This is a genomic window from Providencia sp. UF-183 (assembly GCF_058246155.1).
This window is the reverse complement of the sequence record NZ_JBSICD010000018.1, coordinates 46,123-65,436: the sequence shown is the minus strand read 5'-3', so window position 1 is coordinate 65,436 and position 19,314 is coordinate 46,123. Positions and strand designations below refer to the sequence as shown.

The 19,314-nt window shown below is 40.3% G+C and carries 19 protein-coding genes; 11 read left to right on the top strand and 8 right to left on the bottom strand.

Features of this window, described 5'->3' with window-relative positions:
* Positions 1–9: 9 nt before the first annotated feature.
* The 6 genes from murC (at position 10) to lpxC (ending at position 6,734) form a co-directional block, all read left to right on the top strand.
* Positions 10–1,473 (top strand): UDP-N-acetylmuramate--L-alanine ligase, encoded by a 1,464-nt coding sequence (gene murC, locus AC4IFT_RS16235; RefSeq protein WP_225819189.1) that lies wholly within the window; start codon positions 10–12, stop codon positions 1,471–1,473.
* A gap of 2 nt (positions 1,474–1,475) precedes the next feature.
* Positions 1,476–2,396 carry a D-alanine--D-alanine ligase gene (locus AC4IFT_RS16230; RefSeq protein WP_490751896.1) on the top strand — a complete coding sequence of 307 codons (921 nt, stop codon included), beginning with the start codon at positions 1,476–1,478 and terminating at the stop codon, positions 2,394–2,396.
* A gap of 1 nt (position 2,397) precedes the next feature.
* Positions 2,398–3,204: a cell division protein FtsQ gene (gene ftsQ, locus AC4IFT_RS16225; protein WP_490751894.1), complete on the top strand. Its 807-nt coding sequence runs from the start codon at positions 2,398–2,400 to the stop codon at positions 3,202–3,204.
* Positions 3,205–3,239: 35 nt separating this feature from the next.
* Entirely contained in the window at positions 3,240–4,496 is a 1,257-nt protein-coding gene (gene ftsA / locus AC4IFT_RS16220; RefSeq protein WP_225819186.1) for a cell division protein FtsA, read from the top strand.
* A gap of 60 nt (positions 4,497–4,556) precedes the next feature.
* Positions 4,557–5,717 carry a cell division protein FtsZ gene (ftsZ, locus tag AC4IFT_RS16215; protein WP_206082694.1) on the top strand — a complete coding sequence of 387 codons (1,161 nt, stop codon included), beginning with the start codon at positions 4,557–4,559 and terminating at the stop codon, positions 5,715–5,717.
* Between the two features lie 99 nt (positions 5,718–5,816).
* Positions 5,817–6,734, top strand: a complete 918-nt coding sequence (gene lpxC / locus AC4IFT_RS16210; protein WP_206082693.1) for a UDP-3-O-acyl-N-acetylglucosamine deacetylase — start codon at positions 5,817–5,819, stop codon at positions 6,732–6,734.
* A 27-nt stretch (positions 6,735–6,761) separates the two neighbouring features.
* Here the strand turns inward: lpxC and AC4IFT_RS16205 are convergent, their stop codons facing one another.
* A complete protein-coding gene (locus AC4IFT_RS16205; protein WP_490733615.1) occupies positions 6,762–7,283 on the bottom strand; it encodes a DUF721 domain-containing protein in 522 nt (173 codons plus the stop codon).
* 77 nt (positions 7,284–7,360) lie between these two features.
* Between AC4IFT_RS16205 and secM the strand changes: the two genes are divergently transcribed.
* The 3 genes from secM (at position 7,361) to mutT (ending at position 11,147) form a co-directional block, all read left to right on the top strand.
* A complete protein-coding gene (secM, locus tag AC4IFT_RS16200; protein ID WP_490733613.1) occupies positions 7,361–7,888 on the top strand; it encodes a secA translation cis-regulator SecM in 528 nt (175 codons plus the stop codon).
* A gap of 91 nt (positions 7,889–7,979) precedes the next feature.
* Positions 7,980–10,691: a preprotein translocase subunit SecA gene (gene secA, locus AC4IFT_RS16195; protein WP_219246532.1), complete on the top strand. Its 2,712-nt coding sequence runs from the start codon at positions 7,980–7,982 to the stop codon at positions 10,689–10,691.
* 63 nt (positions 10,692–10,754) lie between these two features.
* Positions 10,755–11,147: an 8-oxo-dGTP diphosphatase MutT gene (gene mutT / locus AC4IFT_RS16190; RefSeq protein WP_490751892.1), complete on the top strand. Its 393-nt coding sequence runs from the start codon at positions 10,755–10,757 to the stop codon at positions 11,145–11,147.
* Positions 11,148–11,221: 74 nt separating this feature from the next.
* Here the strand turns inward: mutT and yacG are convergent, their stop codons facing one another.
* The 7 genes from yacG to ampD form a co-directional block, all read right to left on the bottom strand.
* Positions 11,222–11,419: a DNA gyrase inhibitor YacG gene (gene yacG / locus AC4IFT_RS16185; RefSeq protein ID WP_490733608.1), complete on the bottom strand. Its 198-nt coding sequence runs from the start codon at positions 11,417–11,419 to the stop codon at positions 11,222–11,224.
* Positions 11,420–11,435: 16 nt separating this feature from the next.
* Entirely contained in the window at positions 11,436–12,194 is a 759-nt protein-coding gene (gene zapD, locus AC4IFT_RS16180) for a cell division protein ZapD (protein ID WP_490733606.1), read from the bottom strand.
* Between the two features lie 8 nt (positions 12,195–12,202).
* Positions 12,203–12,808, bottom strand: a complete 606-nt coding sequence (gene coaE / locus AC4IFT_RS16175; protein ID WP_490733604.1) for a dephospho-CoA kinase — start codon at positions 12,806–12,808, stop codon at positions 12,203–12,205.
* A 160-nt stretch (positions 12,809–12,968) separates the two neighbouring features.
* A complete protein-coding gene (locus AC4IFT_RS16170; RefSeq protein WP_490733602.1) occupies positions 12,969–14,156 on the bottom strand; it encodes a type II secretion system F family protein in 1,188 nt (395 codons plus the stop codon).
* 1 nt (position 14,157) lies between these two features.
* Positions 14,158–15,555 (bottom strand): ATPase, T2SS/T4P/T4SS family, encoded by a 1,398-nt coding sequence (locus AC4IFT_RS16165; protein ID WP_490751891.1) that lies wholly within the window; start codon positions 15,553–15,555, stop codon positions 14,158–14,160.
* Positions 15,556–15,567: 12 nt separating this feature from the next.
* Positions 15,568–15,993 (bottom strand): prepilin peptidase-dependent pilin, encoded by a 426-nt coding sequence (gene ppdD, locus AC4IFT_RS16160; protein WP_490751889.1) that lies wholly within the window; start codon positions 15,991–15,993, stop codon positions 15,568–15,570.
* Positions 15,994–16,282: 289 nt separating this feature from the next.
* Entirely contained in the window at positions 16,283–16,825 is a 543-nt protein-coding gene (gene ampD, locus AC4IFT_RS16155; protein ID WP_490733596.1) for a 1,6-anhydro-N-acetylmuramyl-L-alanine amidase AmpD, read from the bottom strand.
* Between the two features lie 105 nt (positions 16,826–16,930).
* On the opposite strand from ampD, the gene nadC reads away from it, so the two are divergent.
* Together nadC and pdhR are read left to right on the top strand one after the other, a co-directional pair.
* Positions 16,931–17,830 carry a carboxylating nicotinate-nucleotide diphosphorylase gene (nadC, locus tag AC4IFT_RS16150; RefSeq protein ID WP_490751887.1) on the top strand — a complete coding sequence of 300 codons (900 nt, stop codon included), beginning with the start codon at positions 16,931–16,933 and terminating at the stop codon, positions 17,828–17,830.
* Between the two features lie 607 nt (positions 17,831–18,437).
* Positions 18,438–19,208, top strand: coding sequence for a pyruvate dehydrogenase complex transcriptional repressor PdhR (gene pdhR / locus AC4IFT_RS16145; protein ID WP_490733592.1), 771 nt, complete (start codon positions 18,438–18,440; stop codon positions 19,206–19,208).
* Positions 19,209–19,314 lie beyond the last annotated feature (106 nt).

The following is a 19,314-nucleotide window of genomic DNA, read 5'->3' as shown; positions in this document are numbered from 1 at the left end:
GAAAACAGAGTGAATACACAACAATTAGCGAAATTAAGAACATCAGTGCCAGAAATGAGAAGAGTCAGGCACATCCATTTTGTCGGCATCGGTGGTGCTGGCATGGGTGGTATCGCTGAAGTGTTGGCAAATGAAGGCTATGAAATTAGTGGTTCAGACTTGGCGCCCAATGCTGTGACTCAACAATTAACCGAATTAGGTGCAACGATTTATTTTAATCACCGTCCGGAAAATGTTGAGAATGCCAGTGTGGTTGTCGTTTCAACGGCGATTTCAAGTGAAAACCCTGAAATTCAGGCAGCGAAAGAACTCCGTATTCCGGTTATTCGTCGCGCTGAAATGCTCGCTGAACTCATGCGCTACCGTCATGGTATCGCCGTTGCAGGGACTCACGGTAAAACCACTACGACCGCAATGATTTCAGGTATTTACGCTCAAGCAGGTTTAGACCCAACGTTTGTTAACGGTGGGTTAGTGAAATCAGCGGGCACACATGCTCGCTTGGGTAGCAGCCGTTACCTGATTGCAGAAGCGGATGAAAGTGATGCCTCGTTCTTGCATTTGCAGCCATTGGTGGCAGTCGTGACCAATATCGAAGCTGACCACATGGATACTTACCAAGGCAACTTTGATAATTTAACGGACACGTTCATTAATTTCCTGCATAACTTACCATTCTATGGCCGTGCAGTGATGTGCATTGATGACCCTGTTATCCGTTCATTGCTACCAAAGATTGGTCGTTACATCACTACTTATGGTTTCAGTGAAGACGCCGATGTGCGTATCACCAAATATGAACAAAAAGGTAATCAAGGCTTTTTCACTATTGCCCGTGAAAATATGCCGGAATTGACGGTCGTATTGAACGCACCAGGTCGCCATAATGCACTAAACGCCACTGCTGCAGTTGCGGTTGCGACGGAAGAAGGCATTGATGATTTACACATTTTGTCTGCACTAGTGGAATTCCAAGGCACTGGTCGCCGTTTTGATTTCTTGGGTAATTTCGCATTACGCAATGTTAACGGCAAAGAGGGTGAGGTCATGTTAGTGGATGACTATGGTCATCACCCAACTGAAGTGGATGCCACTATTAAAGCGGCGAGAGCAGGCTGGCCAGATAAACGCATTGTGATGATATTTCAACCTCATCGTTATACACGTACCCGTGATTTATACGATGACTTTGTCAATGTATTAGGGCAAGTGGATGTGTTATTGATGCTGGATGTGTATTCAGCGGGTGAAAAACACGTTGCAGGGGCAGATAGCCGCTCATTATGCCGCACAATTCGCGGTCGTGGCCAGATTGATCCGATTTATGTTTCGGAGCCGGAACAGATTTCTCATCTTTTAGCTCAAACTCTTGATGAAAATGATTTAATTTTAGTTCAAGGCGCAGGAAATATTGGTAAAATAGCCAAAACACTCGCGGAAACGAAATTACAGCCGCCGATGGTCGAGGAATAAACATGGCAGAGAAAATTGCGGTGCTATTTGGTGGGACATCAGCTGAACGTGAAGTATCACTTCAGTCAGGAAATGCCGTGCTGGCAGGGCTTCGTCAAGGCGGGGTTGATGCGCATCCTATTGATACCAAAACTTTCCCTGTTATTACGCTAAAAGAAGCAGGTTTTGATAAAGTTTTCATCGCATTACATGGTCGTGGCGGTGAAGATGGTACAATTCAAGGAATGCTTGAATACCTTGGCTTGCCTTACACGGGAAGTGGTGTGATGGCATCGGCACTGAGCATGGATAAACTCAGAACAAAACAATTATGGCAAGGTGCGGGACTAAGTGTATCTCCTTATATATACTTAACTAAACAGCAACATTTGCAGATGAGCCGTGAACAAATCACTGCAAAAGTTAACACACTGGGTTTGCCATTAATTGTAAAACCCAGTTTAGAAGGTTCGAGTGTTGGTATGAGCAAAGTGGATAGCTTAGATGCGCTGCCTGCGGCACTTGAATTAGCGTTTCGTTTCGACGAAACCGTATTAGTTGAAAAGTGGCTCAGTGGTCCTGAATACACCATCGCGGTGTTAGGTGATAAAACCCTACCGTCGATTCGTATCCAGCCACCGGGGATATTTTATGACTACGAAGCAAAATATTTGTCTGATGAGACGCAATATTTCTGCCCAAGTGGATTAGATGCACAGCGTGAGTCTGAGCTTGCCGAATTAGCGATGAACGCTTATTTAGCGGTTGGTTGTGATGGCTGGGGGCGCGTTGATGTAATGCAAGATAGCGATGGCCAGTTTTACTTGTTAGAAGTGAACACGTCGCCGGGTATGACAAGCCACAGCTTAGTGCCAATGGCTGCGCGTCAGGCAGGTTTAGATTTTTCGCAGTTAGTTGTGCGAATTTTAGAATTGGCTCGTTGATATGTCACAAGCAGCGTTAAACGTCAGGCATCATAAGAATCACAACGATGATGACCCACGTTCTGGTCCAAGTAATGGGGCATTTTTAGGTGGGTTGTTCTTCTTTCTCATCGTTGTGGGCACCATCGTTTGGAGCGGTTGGATGGTGATGACATGGATGAAAGATGCCGACAGATTACCGATGTCAAAGCTTGTCCTAACGGGTGAGCGGCATTACACCAAGAATGACGATGTCAGAAAGGCGATTTTATCATTAGGGCAACCGGGTACGTTTATGACTGTTGATGTCAACGCTATCCAGAACCAAATAAGCATGATGCCATGGATACGCCAAGTCACAGTGCGTAAACAATGGCCTGATGAATTAAAGATTCATATTGTTGAGTATCGACCATACGCCAGATGGAACGACCAAAACATGGTGGATGCGGAAGGCAGGGTATTTAACTTGCCCGCAAGCGAAAGTGGCAAAGGGGATTATGTCTTGCTTTATGGCCCACAAGGGAGCCAAAAAGAGGTCCTAAAAGAGTTAGCCAACTTTCAAAGTACGTTAGCGACAAACAAACTAAAACTTAAATCGTTATCAATGACAGCCCGTCATGCGTGGCAGATTATTTTGGATAACGACACCCGAATCGAACTGGGTAAAAAAGATGTTTTAGAGCGGTTAAATCGGTTCCTTGAACTGTATCCGCTCTTGCAGCAAACAACGGATAAACGAGTCGACTATGTTGACTTACGTTATACCAGTGGTGCTGCGGTGGGCTGGGCACCAGTTTTGGTCGATGCACCACCGGGGTTACAATAAAAAATATTGCTAATAACTCAAATTAGGCAGAAGAAATGATTAAAGCAACGGACAGAAAATTAGTGGTAGGCCTTGAAATTGGAACTTCCAAGGTATCGGCCCTTGTTGGCGAAATTCTGCCCGATGGTATGGTTAATATTATCGGGGTGGGAAGCTGTCCATCTCGTGGAATGGATAAAGGCGGCGTAAACGACTTAGAGTCTGTCGTAAAATGTGTTCAAAGAGCTATCGACCAAGCAGAACTGATGGCAGATTGCCAAATTTCCTCTGTCTATCTGGCGCTTTCAGGTAAACACGTCAGCTGCCAAAATGAAATTGGTATGGTGCCAGTTTCTGAAGAAGAAGTGACGCAAGAAGATGTTGATAGTGTTGTGCATACGGCGAAATCAGTGCGTGTTCGTGATGAACATCGAATTTTGCACGTGATCCCGCAAGAATTTGCTATCGACTACCAAGAAGGGATTAAAAACCCCGTTGGTTTGTCGGGTGTGCGTATGCAAGCAAAAGTTCATTTGATTACTTGCCATAATGATATGGCGAAAAATATTGTGAAAGCTGTTGAGCGCTGTGGGTTGAAAGTTGACCAGCTGATTTTTGCTGGTCTCGCAGCAAGCTATAGCGTCTTAACCGAAGATGAACGTGAATTAGGTGTGTGTGTGGTTGATATCGGTGGTGGTACCATGGATATGGCCGTTTATACAGGCGGTGCGTTACGCCACACGAAAGTGATCCCTTATGCAGGGAATGTCGTGACCAGCGATATTGCCTATGCTTTCGGTACGCCACCAAGTGATGCAGAAGCCATTAAAGTACGTCATGGTTGCGCTGTTGGTTCGATTGTGAGTAAAGACGAAACGGTGGAAGTGCCGAGTGTCGGTGGTCGACCACCAAGAAGTTTACAGCGTCAAACCTTAGCAGAAGTCATCGAGCCGCGGTATACTGAGCTGTTAAACTTAGTAAATGAAGAAATTTTAAATTTACAGGAACAGTTACGTCAACAAGGTGTCAAACACCATTTAGCGGCAGGTATTGTCTTAACGGGCGGTGCCGCACAGATTGACGGTTTAGTTGAATGTGCGCAAAAAGTGTTCCATACCCAAGTAAGAATCGGCACTCCGCTAAATATTACAGGGTTAACAGATTACGCGCAGGAGCCATACTACTCTACAGCAGTTGGGCTTCTGCATTACGGTAAAGAAAGCCATCTTGGTGATGATACCGAAACAGAAAAGCGTGCCTCAGTCACAGGTTGGTTCAGTAAAATCACCAGTTGGTTGAGAAAAGAATTCTAATTTTAATAAAGAAGCTTATTATTAGCTTCGAAAGTAGTAAGCACAAAACGGAGAGACATTATGTTTGAACCAATGGAGCTAACTAACGATGCGGTGATTAAAGTCATCGGCGTTGGTGGCGGCGGCGGTAATGCCGTTGAACACATGGTGCGTGAGCGTATTGAAGGCGTTGAGTTCTTCGCCGTCAACACGGACGCACAGGCACTGCGTAAAACCGCAGTTGGACAAACTATCCAGATCGGTACCGGTATTACAAAAGGTCTGGGTGCAGGTGCAAACCCTGAAGTCGGCCGCAATGCCGCAGAAGAAGACCGCGAAGCACTACGTAATGCATTAGATGGCGCGGACATGGTCTTCATCGCTGCGGGTATGGGCGGTGGTACAGGCACTGGTGCGGCTCCGGTCGTTGCCGAAGTGGCTAAAGAATTGGGTATTCTGACAGTTGCAGTCGTGACTAAGCCTTTCAATTTTGAAGGCAAAAAACGTATGGCATTTGCAGAAGCGGGTATCACTGAGTTATCAAAACACGTAGACTCACTGATCACTATCCCAAATGACAAATTATTAAAAGTTCTTGGTCGTGGTATCTCATTACTGGATGCTTTTGGTGCGGCAAACGACGTACTTAAAGGTGCAGTACAGGGTATCGCAGAACTGATTACTCGCCCAGGTTTAATGAACGTGGACTTTGCTGACGTGCGTACAGTTATGTCAGAAATGGGCTACGCGATGATGGGTTCTGGTGTGGCACGCGGTGAAGATAGAGCCGAAGAAGCTGCTGAAATGGCAATTTCTAGCCCATTACTGGAAGACATCGACCTGTCAGGCGCTCGTGGTGTGTTAGTCAACATCACCGCTGGTTTCGACCTGCGTTTAGATGAGTTTGAAACGGTAGGTAACACTATCCGTGCATTCGCATCTGATAATGCGACTGTGGTAATCGGTACTTCTCTCGACCCAGAAATGCACGAAGAGCTGCGTGTTACAGTTGTTGCAACAGGTATTGGTATGGACAAACGTCCTGAAATTACCTTAGTTAGCAACAAAATGTCACAGCAAGCGTCAATGGAGCAACGCTATCAGCAAATGCAAAATAGCATGTCTTCATTAACCGAAGAGAAACCAGCAGCGGCTAAAGCGGTCAATGACCAAAATACGCAAACAAACAAAGAACCAGATTATCTCGATATTCCTGCGTTCTTGCGTAAGCAGGCCGATTAATTTTATTTATATTGGATTCTCCGCTTTTTGTGCTAAAATTTCCTACTGATTATCTTGTATGATGATCAGTAGGACTTATAACATTGCGAGAAATAGACGATGATCAAACAACGGACATTAAAACGTATTATTACAGCGACTGGTGTTGGTTTACATACCGGCAAAAAAGTTACGCTGACTTTACGTCCAGCGCCGGCAAACACCGGGGTCATCTACCGTCGTACTGACCTTAATCCACCGGTTGATTTTCCGGCAGATGCGAAATCAGTTCGTGATACCATGTTATGTACTTGCTTAGTCAATGAAGATAACGTACGTATTTCGACTGTTGAGCATTTGAATGCTGCATTAGCAGGGTTAGGTATCGATAACATTGTTATTGAAGTCAATGCGCCTGAAATCCCAATTATGGATGGCAGTGCTGCACCGTTTGTTTTCTTACTGCTAGATGGCGGTATTGAAGAATTGAATTGTGCGAAGAAATTTTTACGTATTAAAGAAACTGTTCGTGTTGAAGATGGCGATAAGTGGGCAGAAATGAGACCTTATAATGGTTTCAGTCTGGATTTCACTATCGATTTCCAACACCCGGCGATTGATAGCAGCACTCAGCGCTATTCACTTGATTTCTCTGCGGAGTCATTTGTGAACCAAATCAGCCGTGCACGTACATTTGGTTTTATGCGTGATATCGAATATCTGCAATCCCAAGGCTTATGCTTAGGCGGTAGTTTCGACTGTGCTATCGTTGTTGATGACTATAAAGTCCTCAATGAAGATGGCTTACGTTTTGAAGATGAATTCGTTCGTCACAAAATGTTGGATGCAATTGGTGACTTATTTATGTGTGGGCACAACATTATTGGCGCATTCACTGCGTTCAAATCTGGCCACGCACTGAATAACAAACTTCTGCAAGCGGTTCTTGCGAAAGAATCAGCTTGGGATCTGGTCACCTTTGAAGATGAAGCTGAACTGCCTGTGGCATTCAAAGCGCCTTCAGCTGTATACGCATAATTATTATGCGGCTAGCCCAAAACTGGGTTAGCGCTTTCTGTTGGTTGCACTAGTACTCTCTCCGGCTAGTGCAGCCAGCCGCTCAAACCTTTCTTTTAATCCTTTCGGGCTATTTTCTGCCAATTTCAATAATGCTTGTGCCGTTTGTGTGCTTATCTGCCTTTCGTTCATTTTTTGTGTTGATGCGACTGTTCGGTTAGTTAGTGAACTATTTTGTTTAGGTTTTCGCATTAAATCGGGATTGATTCTGATGTCGATAGACGATAATGATGGTAGAATAGATGTTCTTAATGCGGAAAGTAGGTTTAATTTTTCGTAATTAAGACGGGTCATCCAACTGGCATTTGCTACTTCAATGACCATAATATTATTACGGTAGTTTGCAACACGGCACATTGGCTTAACTTCAGCCGGCAATAAGCCCTTTACAGCGCGGTTCAGCTTGATAATAGCTTTCGCATTTCGCTGAATAGTTTGTAAAGTATTTGATGAATTTGCCAATGATCCCTCAAGAACATCGAAAAGTGCTTGTGGATGACTATCTCTCATTTGTGGCTCCGGCTAACAATGATGAAAACTAATGTACAGATAATAATATTGTCACGTATTCATTATATAAGAGTTTAATGGGCATTTTAAATTTTTGGCGACAACTTGGTAGAAAATACTTTTGGTCCCACTTACTATTAGGTGTGGTTGCCACGGGTGTCGGCTTGCCTACAATTTTAAATGCCCTTTCTGAATCTCAGCTTACGCAAGTTAGCTCATCGCCTGCAAACCGCCAAAACCAAGCGGTTAATGCTTTCGATAACTTGTTTGCGCAGCAAAATTCTCAGCGTTCTTCTTCCTCATCATCATACTCGGTTAATTATTGGCAGCAACATGCGGTGCGCAATGTTATTCGCCAGCTCACCTTTGCTTTTTCTGCCAATGAAGATGATGACGTAGCGACTGCAAAAGAAGAATCAGAACAGCTTATTGCACCACAGTTGATGCTAGATACGCTCTATGCCATGTTGGCACAGCGTTCGCTTCAAACGCATGAAAGCACAGTGCTAGTCAGTCATTATATTTACCCTCACTTCATTACCTACCAACCTGCGATTTGGGTTGCACAAGTACATGGCATCCGTGCTGGTCCATTAACTGCTTGATCTCTTAATAGATTTATCAATTCAATGTTGAGAAAATCTGCGCCTTAAATTTATGAAAAAAATAACTTATTGATTTAATGAGATTAAAAGTATGTTAACTAAAATTTTGACCAAAGTATTTGGTAGCCGTAATGATCGTACTCTGCGTAGACTGCGCAAAGAAGTAGAAAAAATTAACCGTCTAGAGCCTGATTTTGAAAAGTTATCAGACGATGAGTTAAAAGCCAAAACAGTTGAATTTCGCGAGCGTTTAGCGAAAGGTGAGAGCCTAGAAAGTATTATTCCAGAAGCATTTGCGACCGTGCGTGAAGCCAGCCGTCGTGTTTTTGGTATGCGTCACTTTGATGTACAGTTAATCGGTGGGATGGTACTGAATGAACGTTGTATCGCAGAAATGCGTACAGGTGAGGGTAAAACATTAACCGCGACATTACCAGCATATATCAACGCATTAACGGGCAAAGGCGTCCACGTTGTAACGGTGAATGACTACTTAGCAAAACGTGATGCGGAAAATAACCGCCCATTATTTGAATTTTTAGGTTTAACCGTTGGTATTAACTTACCAGGTATGGCGCCGCCTGCGAAGCGTGAAGCTTACGCCGCAGATATTACTTATGGTACTAACAACGAATTTGGTTTCGACTACTTACGTGACAACATGGCATTCAGCCCTGAAGAGCGTGTGCAGCGTAAACTTCACTATGCATTAGTGGATGAGGTCGACTCAATTCTTATTGATGAAGCGCGTACACCACTGATCATTTCAGGCCCCGCAGAAGACAGCTCAGAACTTTACCAAAAAGTGGATAAACTCATTCCACATCTGCAACGCCAAGAAAAAGAAGACTCTGATACGTTCCAAGGTGAAGGTCATTTCTCTGTTGATGAAAAATCACGCCAAGTCACTATCACCGAACGCGGTCTGGTATTAATTGAAGAACTTCTGGCGAAAGAAGGCTTAATGGATGAAGGTGAGTCGTTATATTCACCAGCAAACATTATGCTTATGCACCACGTAATGGCAGGTTTACGTGCGCATGCGCTGTTCACATTAGATGTTGACTACATTGTTAAAGATGGCCAAATCGTTATTGTTGACGAACATACAGGTCGTACAATGGAAGGTCGTCGCTGGTCAGATGGCTTACACCAAGCGGTTGAAGCTAAAGAAGGCGTTGAAATTCAAAATGAGAACCAAACCTTAGCGTCGATTACATTCCAGAATTATTTCCGTCTATATGAAAAACTAGCGGGTATGACGGGTACAGCGGATACTGAAGCATTTGAATTTAGCTCGATTTATAAGTTAGATACCATTGTTATTCCAACGAACCGCCCAATGGTGCGTAAAGATTTGCCTGACCTCGTTTACATGAACGAAGCTGATAAATTTACGGCAATTATTGAAGATATCCGTGAAAGAACATCTAATGGTCAGCCTGTTCTAGTTGGTACAATCTCTATCGAGAAATCAGAGCTTATCTCGAATGCACTGAAAAAAGCCAAAATTAACCATAACGTTCTGAATGCAAAATTCCACGCAATGGAAGCGGATATCATCGCAAATGCGGGTCAAGCAGGCGCAGTTACTATTGCAACTAACATGGCAGGTCGTGGTACCGATATCATGTTAGGGGGAAGTTGGCAGACGGAAGTTGCTGCATTAGAAGAGCCAACGCAAGAGCAAATTGATGAAATCAAAGCTAATTGGAAAGTGCGTCATGATGCGGTTTTAGCTGCGGGTGGCTTACATATTATTGGTACAGAGCGTCATGAATCACGCCGTATTGATAACCAGTTACGTGGTCGTGCGGGTCGTCAAGGGGATGCAGGTTCTTCACGTTTCTACTTATCAATGGAAGATGCTTTGATGCGTATCTTCGCCTCTGACCGTGTTACAGGCATGATGAAAAAACTCGGTATGAAACCGGGAGAAGCCATTGAGCACCCATGGGTTACTAAAGCAATTGCGAACGCACAACGTAAAGTTGAAAGTCGTAACTTTGATATTCGTAAACAATTACTTGAATATGATGATGTTGCGAGTGATCAACGTCGTGCTATTTATACCCAGCGTAATGAATTGCTCGACGGTGGCGATATTAAAGAAACGGTTGATAGCATTCGTGAAGACGTATTTACCACCACAATGGATGCATATATTCCACCTCAATCATTAGAGGAAATGTGGGATATCGAAGGTTTGCATCAGCGTTTAGTTAATGATTTTGACCTTGATCTGCCAATGAAAGAGTGGCTGGATAAAGAACCAGAGCTGCATGAAGAAACTCTACGCGAGCGTATCATGCAAAAAGCGGTTGAAATCTATGCGCGTAAAGAAGAAATTGTTGGCGCAGAAGCGATGCGTAACTTCGAAAAAGGTGTCATGTTACAAACATTAGATACCTTATGGAAAGAGCATTTGGCTTCAATGGATTACTTACGCCAAGGCATTCACTTACGTGGCTACGCGCAAAAAGATCCAAAACAAGAATATAAACGTGAATCATTCAGTATGTTCGCTAATATGCTTGAAGCCTTGAAATATGAAGTAATTAGTACCTTATCTAAGGTTCAAGTTCGTTTGCCAGAAGAAGTTGAAGCGTTAGAGCAACAACGCCGTGAAGAAGCAGAACGTTTAGCAAAAAGACAACAGCTGAGCCATGAAACGGGTGCAGAGTCTTTAATGACAGAAACTGAAGCTAAAATGGCAACAGAAGGCCATAAAATTGGCCGTAATGATCCATGCCCTTGTGGTTCAGGCAAGAAATATAAACAATGCCATGGTCGCTTAAACTAATCGATCTTTAATTTATATAACTAAATAATAGGCGGGGTAACCCGCCTTTTTGACGAAAAAATTATGGAAAAAAAACATCTGCATATTGCCGCTGGAGTTATTCGTAATTCACAGCAACACATTTTTATTACTAAACGCCCAGAAGGGACTCACATGGCAGGGTTTTGGGAGTTTCCCGGCGGAAAATTAGAACAAGGTGAATTACCTGAGGCTGCATTAATTCGTGAACTTGAGGAAGAAGTAGGGATTATTGTCACTGAATATGAACAATTTCACCGTGTAGATCATGAGTTTGAAGATAGAATTATTACGCTTTATTTCTTTATTGTGTCTGCGTGGGATAACGAGCCTTATGGAAAAGAGGGGCAGGATTCGCGTTGGGTAGAGCAAAAAGCATTGATAGCCGATGAATTTCCGCCTGCGAACCGTATTATTGTTGATATGCTGACACGATAATATATTGAAAATAAAGTGGAAAATATACAAAATTAAAGCTGATTTACATTTTCCACTTTATGAGAAATTCACAATCAATTATCGGGTTGCTCACTCCAGTCATCACTTTCAGAAATGTCACTCTGACTAGCAATGCGTTTCTCTTCACTCGCCCATTCACCAAGATCAATTAATTGGCAGCGCTTGCTACAAAAAGGTCGAAAAGGGCTAGCTTCATTCCAAATCACAACTTTTTGACATGTTGGGCAGTTAACTTCAATAATTTCACTCATAAAACATTTCTCTACTTTAACAGCAAGATAATTCAAAACGGATCATATCAGGGAGTATACCATTCTCGCTATCTATATGCAGGAAACGTAAAGCAAAGCGTGTTTTATGGCCTGAAATTTGTGGGTAAATAAAGTTTTCAGCGGGTAATTTTATGCGGAGCAATTCTTTGCCTTCAACACTATCTTGGTAAAAGCCATTATAGGATTCTTTGCTTTCAAACGTTCCTGCTTGGCGAATCAATGACAGAACTGTTTTTAAAGCATCATTAAGTGGGTCGAGACTTTGGAGCCAACCGCTGATAGCTTTATCACGCTCACTTTGTGGGACATTTAGCCATAGTTGTAATGTAGGTAAATCGAAACTGCAGCAACCACCGGGAATGCTTAAGCGTTGACGAACCATACTGATGATTTTATCTGTTCGTAAATGATGGCCAAAGCGAGGTGCTGACATTAAACGAGAAATTTTTGCTGATAAATCTGACAATAATGAGCTAATTAGCTGGTTATCAGCATTCGGATCACTAGCCCAATTTGATAAACGTGTGCGTTGCTTTTCAAGCTCTTTGATAAGATCTGAACGAACTTCGCCTCTATCAAGGATTTCAATAAGTTCTGAGACAGAACGGAAGAAGGCGATACCGGAAGAGTAGGAGGTGATATTGCTGAGCTCATAAATTTGAGACAAAAGAGTTTCAAGGCGCAACCAAGAACGGATCTTTTCATTCATTGGATATTCATAAGTGATAAAATTTGTAGCTGCTAGTTCGCCCATTTTAATTCCTATGTTTTTATTTTTGCTAATGTCAAATACTGATTGTGAAGATTTGCTACCTTGTCTTGAATGCTGGTGTCATTAGTATGGTTTGTAATAACATCATCAGCATAAGATAATCGTTTTTCGCGACTAACTTGTGCTTTTAATATATTTTTAACCTGTTCGAGACTTATATTATCTCTTTTTATTGTGCGTTGAATTTGTTCTTCAGGAGTAACATCTACAACTAATACTCTATTTGCTAAATGAGAAATGTTGTTTTCAATTAATAAAGGAACAACCCACAGGACATATGGATAAATAGCTTGCTTGAGCTGTTTTTGTGTTTCTTGTTGAATTAATGGATGAAGAAGGGCATTTAGCCATTTTTTCTCATCGGAATTTGAAAAAATAATTTCTCTTAAGAGATCTCTATTTAAAGCTCCCTCTTTAGAGACTATTCCATTACCAAAATGCGATATGATAGCCGCAAAAGCAGGAGTATTAGGCTCAACAACCTGACGAGAAATTACATCAGCATCGACAAGCGGGACTCCGAGTTTAGCAAATTCATTTGCAACGGTAGTCTTACCACTTCCTATTCCACCTGTTAGAGCAACTATATAAGGCATAAAATTATTCGTTCACCTATTGGAGATAAAAATAGATTACACTGAAATTACCCATTTGTCTTCATTCAAATTAATGTAACTGAAATAGTTAAAAATACTTATTAAACATGATTTTATATGGTTATAGTATGTTAATGATATAAGTTGCATTATCTACGAATTATAAGCCTGTAATGACGTTTCCTAAGTTAAATATTGGTAGGTACATAGCTAACATAATTATGCCAACCAACAAAGAGATACCTAGAAGAAGTATAGGCTCAAGGCTTTTAATTTTTCTCTCGATAAATAGCATATATTGATCTGTATAATAATTAGACAAATAATTCGTAAAGTATTGAAGTTTACCTGACTCTTCAGCAATCGCGATTAATTGAACGACTAAATTAGGAAATAAAGTTGTTTCTTTCATTGCGTTAGACAGTGAGCTACCTCTAAGAACAGCAGATAGAATATTTTCACAATCTTGTTTGTATTGTACATAATTGATTGTTTTTATTGTACAGCGCAAACAATCAATCAATGGAAGACCATTTTTATATGTTGATGATATTACTAGAAAATATAAATTTAGGTGGTAGTATTTGATTAAATCCTTAAGTATAGGGGTATGTAATAAGACATTATATAGGTATGGGGTTAAATTTTGCTTTATTTTAAATATAACGATAAAGCTAATAGCAACATACAACAAAAAATAAGTGTATTTTTTTTCGATAAAGTCAGATATATAAATCATGGTGGTGGTTATTAGTGGTAAATCATGCTGAAAACTATCATATATACTTTTAAATTGTGGAATTACATATAAAAATAAAATGAATAGCAACCCTCCTGAAAATAGACAAAGCGTAAATGGATAGCGTAATGATTTTTTGAGTAATCGCATTGTCCTTTCATGATGCTCTAACATAAAACTAATCGTATTGAAATTTTCATCATATTTTCCCGTTTTCTCTGCAACAAGAATAAGACTAATAATTGTGCTATTGAAAATTTGCGGGTAATTTTTTAAAAAATCAGAAAAAAGCTCTCCTTTTTCAATATGCAGAATCAAATTGTTAATAAACCCATCCCAAAAAGGAAGATGGCTATTTTCTGATAGTATTTTTAAGCTTTGTACCAGTGTTATCCCTGATGAGGTTAAGGCGCCTAATTGATGAAAGAAAAGTATTCGGTAGTTAATATTTTTTTTGCTTAAAGTAAAAATAGCTTTGAAATTAATTCGTAAGGGAGTTAAGTTTTTTTGCGTAATGATAATAAAAGCTTTTCTTTTATTTTTTGCTATCAAAGTATCTTTAATTATCTGGTTGTGAGCATTGAGTGCAACATACGAATAAATGAACATTTCATGCCCCCTCGATACCAACAACGGCATAAATTTCTTGTAACGTTGTTTCTCCTGACTCAATGAGTTTGATACCCGCTTGAAAAAGGCGCTCAAAATTTACACTGTTGCTACCTTTCTGCTCCGGTATATCTTGAATTATTTGCTGGTCAATGTACTCATAAACAGCGGTTCTTCCCATAAAGCCAGAAAAGCAGTGCTCACAGCCCTTAGATTTCCACTCGTTAATCGTTAGCAGGTTATTTAGCTGAGTTTTTGATGGCGCAGGTATTTTACATTTAGGACATAATTTACGCACCAATCTTTGGGCTATTACCATTTTTAAGCAAGACATAAGTTGTTTTTTTTCTACACCAAGCTGCACCATACGTTCAATAGCGCTTACAGTACAATTGGTATGCAGTGTTGATAAAACTAAATGCCCTGTTTGTGCTGCACGAGTAGCTATTTGGGCTGTTACTTCATCCCTTATTTCACCGATCATTATAATATCAGGGTCTTGACGTAATAGTGCTCTAAGAATAAAAGAAAAACTAAGCTCGGATTTTTCATGAACTTGTATTTGATTTATTCCGTGTAAAGGAATTTCTATGGGATCCTCTATTGTTGAAATATTTCGAGAAGATTGATTTAGAAATTCTAAGGCACTATATAAAGTCACCGTTTTGCCACTGCCTGTAGGCCCTGTTACTAAAATTAGGCCTTGCGGCTGATTTAAGGATTTTTTTAATGAGTCTAGAAGGGAAGAGCACATCCCTATGTGCTCTAATGAATATTTTAATTGGGTATTAAGAATTCTTAATACGAGTTTTTCACCATATAAGGTGGGGATACTAGAAAGGCGAATACTGTAATTTTGCCCATCAAAATACCAATTCATTTGCCCATCTTGTGGACGCCTTTTTTCCGCAATATTCATTTTGGAAAGTATTTTTAACCGTGCAATAATTTCATTGTGGATTTCGTATGGGGCGGAGGGAAGAAAGTAAAGTTTTCCATCAACACGGATCCTAATTTTTAAACCTTGTTTCGATGGCTCAAGGTGAATATCGGATGAGCGCTTATGAATCGCAGTTCTAAGTAAATTCTCAACAAAATCAACAGCAGGGGATGTTATGTCTAATGACTCCGTCTCTTTAGGCTGATAAGGAACAATCTCCTCTTTGATTTGATGTATTGCACTATTGAAATAATGGTCAATTTTTTCTTTAGGCCAGATGTCATAACAAACAGGCACGCTAGCAATAAATTTTAGAGTTGCCATAAGGTTATCATCGGGCTTTTTAACCGTAGCGATTGATAATCGCTTCTGATTATAATCGACGATAATAATATAGTGTTTATCGCATAGTTTTTTCAGTTCTTTATAGATAAATTGGTTGTCTTTCGTTGTGTTCATAATTGTCCTTAATTAAAAACTAAACGTCTTTTCACATAAAGATTTTAAATTTGCATTATTTTTTACTTCGCATATAACATTCCATTTAAATGGTGTGTTATTTGTTGTGGGAATAGGTGTTAGGGATATATTAAGGTCCGATAACGTTTTATCTCCACTAAGTTTTATAACACCTGCTTTTACATCAATAGTTTTGATGTGTTTCCCTGATACATTATTTGGAATGTTGTCATTTCCACTATCACATTGAGATAGGCTACCAAAGTTAAAGTGGCATATTTCAACGCTATTTTTGTAAGGTAAAACGGTTTGAAGGACATCGGTCATTGCCGCTTTTTGCATATAACTTTGATAACTAGGAATAGCAATAACACCAAGTATAGATATGATTGCAATGACTACCATTATTTCGATAAGTGAAAATCCTTGTTGACGCATGATAAAACCTCCGTTGTTAAGTGAGGCTCTAGCATAAAGCGTATTTTCTAGAGATTTTATTTAGAGTAAATGATATTGCGAAGCGCTTTGTAGATAAATAAAGAAAATGATTAGTTATTGCATTTTTTTTCGAGCCGCTTCGCAGAATATAATTTATCATTAATTTTGGTTTGTTTTATGCTTTTAATTAAAGAAAAATAAGTGTGCGAATAAAATGAATAGGGATATTGAAAAATATATTAGCAATTAAAAAATAGATTAATTATTAATTGCTAATAATATTATTAAATTAACATGAAAGTAGGCCATTATAATATTGCCAATCAAAGAATGGACCAGGATCGGTTTTACGCAAGGGGGCTATATTGCTATGACCCGTAATATTATGGGCAATCAATGGATATTGAGTAATCAGTTGTTGCGTTAAAATTGCGAGAGATTGGTACTGTGATTCAGTAAAGGGCTCAAAATCAGTCCCTTCTAGCTCAATCCCTATTGAAAAGTCATTGCATTTTTCTTTTCCTTGGTAGCTAGACTGCCCAGCGTGCCAAGCACGTAAATGGAAAGGAACATATTGAATGATAGAGCCATCACGACGAATTAAACAATGAGCAGAAACACGAAGATGTTTTATCTCATCAAAAAAAGGATGCTCTTGAGGGTTTAAGGTCCCTGTAAATAATTGGTTGATATAAGGCCCACCAAATTGGCCGGGAGGAAGGCTAATATTATGGATAACCAGCAATGAGGGGGTAACCCCATCAGGCCGTTGATCATGATGCGGTGAGGGGATATGAGTCACATTATTTAACCAACCATCATGTATTTTCATCTCGTTATCCATAGTATTCTGTTTTCTTTTTGTCAGCGCTCGTTATCTTTGGATGGAAAGATTAGCATAGATACAATAAGACGAGAGCATATTTTGGAGTAAGAAATGGCTATACGACGTTATGATGAGCAGCAAAGACGCAGCATTCTATTAGAACGATTAGCGGTTGATATCCCTTTTATGGTGACGGTTGCGTTAAAAGAAGATCTAGGGCAAGTTGTTGACTATAAAAGAGATATTACAGGGCAACTACTTAATGAAGGTACAATGGCAGCCGCCCGTATAATTACACGGGAAAATGGCGTCTTTTGTGGTAAGCAATGGCTCGAGGAAGTCTTTCTGCAGCTAGGCGGGCAAGTCAAAATTGATTGGAAAGTGCAAGATGGCGATACTGTTGCACCAAACCAAGTATTGTGTGAAATGCAGGGGCCATCTCAAGTTTTATTAACAGGGGAGCGGACTGCACTAAATTTTATTCAAACTCTCTCCTCTGTTTCGACAGCAACCGCAATATATGTAAAAGAAATTGCAGAGACGCGCGCTAAGTTACTTGATACTCGTAAAACCATTCCTGGCCTAAGAACTGCGCTGAAGTATGCTGTTCTTATGGGTGGGGGGTTTAACCATCGTTTAGGTCTTTCTGACGCATATTTAATTAAAGAAAATCATATTATTTCAGCGGGTTCTGTGGATAACGCAGTTGAACTCGCCAGACAAGCGCATCCTGACGTGCCTATTGAGATTGAAGTGGAAAGCCTAGACGAATTACTCCTCGCGCTAAAGGCAGATGCAGATATCATCATGTTAGACAACTTTACACCAACAATGATGAAAGAGGCCGTAGTGTTAACCGCTGGGAAGGCTGCGCTTGAAGTTTCAGGTAATGTGACATTAAAAACAATAAAGGAATTTGCCGAAACGGGTATTGATTTTATTTCAGTCGGAGCTTTGACTAAACACATTCAAGCAATGGACTTATCAATGCGTTTTGTTGAGAACCACTAGTTACAAGGGCTTACCCTATCGATTATTTGGCAAGAGAATTGTATGAAGCAAACTCGTCATATAGTTCTCTTGCTCCTTATACATCTCTTATTGCTATATTGGTAATTTGTTAGAATGAAAATAGGAAAGGGCACTTCTCAATAAATTTGACATTCCACTGAAATGAGATGACCAATCTTGCCAAATCAGGGCTTATTAAATTTAAGTTAAGTTTTTTTTGATTGCATTTTTAACATTAATGAAACAAAAAAGATGTAGGTTATAAGTATAATATAAAGGTTATAAGTGCATCTGATTTTTAAATCATAAAAAGTGAATAATTAGTCGGTATAATTTGTGGTTTTACGATTCAGCTTTTGGTTTTAAGCAGTAATGATTGTTTTTTATGTTAAAAATTCTCTTACCTAGTTGCTCACTTAGTTATCAAAACATGCTAAATTTTAAAAAAAATTGTTAAGATTTGCAGGATTTTATGATTTAGCGCAAGGTCTTTATGGACAGATAGTGAATACTTTGTTACTTTATTAGCCCATAAACAAATTGGTATTACCAATTAACACTGGGTAATACGTAATCAATAATTACTCACTAATGAATATGGCAGATTATGACTTACGGTAAAATTCGCCAACCAAAGTTATCAGATGTAATAGAGCAACGGCTTGAACATCTCATTTTCGAAGGGACATTGCGCCCTGGCGAAAAGCTGCCCCCTGAACGCGAACTTGCAAAGCAGTTTGACGTATCTAGGCCATCAGTGCGTGAAGCTATTCAAACATTAGAAGCGAAAGGGCTTCTATCTCGTCGCCAAGGCGGCGGAACCTTCGTACAAAAGAAAATGTGGCAAAGCTTTAGCGACCCTTTAGCTCTACTACTTGAAGGTAATCCTGAATCTCAATTTGATCTTCTCGAAACTCGTCATGCCCTTGAAGGTATTGCGGCTTATTATGCTGCTCTTCGCGGTACTGAAGAAGATCTTGACCGTATTCGTCAAAGTTATGAACTTATCGAAATAGCGCAAAAAAGCGGCGAATTAGATGCTGAATCTGATGCAGTACTTCAGTATCAACTCATTGTGACGGAAGCGGCTCACAATGTGGTTTTGCTACATCTATTGCGTTGTATGATCCCGATGTTAGAACAAAATATCCGTCAAAACTTTGAATTTTTGTATACCCGTAAAGAGATGTATAACGCAGTTAGCTCCCATAGAGCGCAAATTTTTGCAGCAATAATGGCAAGAGAGCCTGAAAAGGCGCGCGAAGCATCTCACCGTCACCTGTCCTTTATTGAAGATTTGCTATTGGATATTAGTCGAGAGCAAACTCGCAGAGAACGTTCTTTACGGCGCTTACAGCAACACCCTGATTTAACTTAATAATATAGATCCTGACTGCTGCGTCTATATTATTGTGAATGCTCTAAAAGAGAGTTAAAGCGGCAACTACATCAGGGCCTATCTTCCCGCTGTTTTAGCAACATTG

What these genes read in the sequence shown, in the direction of transcription:
- AC4IFT_RS16230 (WP_490751896.1), top strand. Translation starts at nt 1,476, where the DNA reads ATGGCAGAGAAAATTGCGGTGCTATTTGGTGGGACATCAGCTGAACGT.
- ftsQ (WP_490751894.1), top strand. Translation starts at nt 2,398, where the DNA reads ATGTCACAAGCAGCGTTAAACGTCAGGCATCATAAGAATCACAACGAT.
- ftsA (WP_225819186.1), top strand. Translation starts at nt 3,240, where the DNA reads ATGATTAAAGCAACGGACAGAAAATTAGTGGTAGGCCTTGAAATTGGA.
- ftsZ (WP_206082694.1), top strand. Translation starts at nt 4,557, where the DNA reads ATGTTTGAACCAATGGAGCTAACTAACGATGCGGTGATTAAAGTCATC.
- lpxC (WP_206082693.1), top strand. Translation starts at nt 5,817, where the DNA reads ATGATCAAACAACGGACATTAAAACGTATTATTACAGCGACTGGTGTT.
- AC4IFT_RS16205 (WP_490733615.1), bottom strand. Translation starts at nt 7,283, where the DNA reads ATGAGAGATAGTCATCCACAAGCACTTTTCGATGTTCTTGAGGGATCA.
- secM (WP_490733613.1), top strand. Translation starts at nt 7,361, where the DNA reads ATGGGCATTTTAAATTTTTGGCGACAACTTGGTAGAAAATACTTTTGG.
- secA (WP_219246532.1), top strand. Translation starts at nt 7,980, where the DNA reads ATGTTAACTAAAATTTTGACCAAAGTATTTGGTAGCCGTAATGATCGT.
- mutT (WP_490751892.1), top strand. Translation starts at nt 10,755, where the DNA reads ATGGAAAAAAAACATCTGCATATTGCCGCTGGAGTTATTCGTAATTCA.
- yacG (WP_490733608.1), bottom strand. Translation starts at nt 11,419, where the DNA reads ATGAGTGAAATTATTGAAGTTAACTGCCCAACATGTCAAAAAGTTGTG.
- zapD (WP_490733606.1), bottom strand. Translation starts at nt 12,194, where the DNA reads ATGGGCGAACTAGCAGCTACAAATTTTATCACTTATGAATATCCAATG.
- coaE (WP_490733604.1), bottom strand. Translation starts at nt 12,808, where the DNA reads ATGCCTTATATAGTTGCTCTAACAGGTGGAATAGGAAGTGGTAAGACT.
- AC4IFT_RS16170 (WP_490733602.1), bottom strand. Translation starts at nt 14,156, where the DNA reads ATGTTCATTTATTCGTATGTTGCACTCAATGCTCACAACCAGATAATT.
- AC4IFT_RS16165 (WP_490751891.1), bottom strand. Translation starts at nt 15,555, where the DNA reads ATGAACACAACGAAAGACAACCAATTTATCTATAAAGAACTGAAAAAA.
- ppdD (WP_490751889.1), bottom strand. Translation starts at nt 15,993, where the DNA reads ATGCGTCAACAAGGATTTTCACTTATCGAAATAATGGTAGTCATTGCA.
- ampD (WP_490733596.1), bottom strand. Translation starts at nt 16,825, where the DNA reads ATGAAAATACATGATGGTTGGTTAAATAATGTGACTCATATCCCCTCA.
- nadC (WP_490751887.1), top strand. Translation starts at nt 16,931, where the DNA reads ATGGCTATACGACGTTATGATGAGCAGCAAAGACGCAGCATTCTATTA.
- pdhR (WP_490733592.1), top strand. Translation starts at nt 18,438, where the DNA reads ATGACTTACGGTAAAATTCGCCAACCAAAGTTATCAGATGTAATAGAG.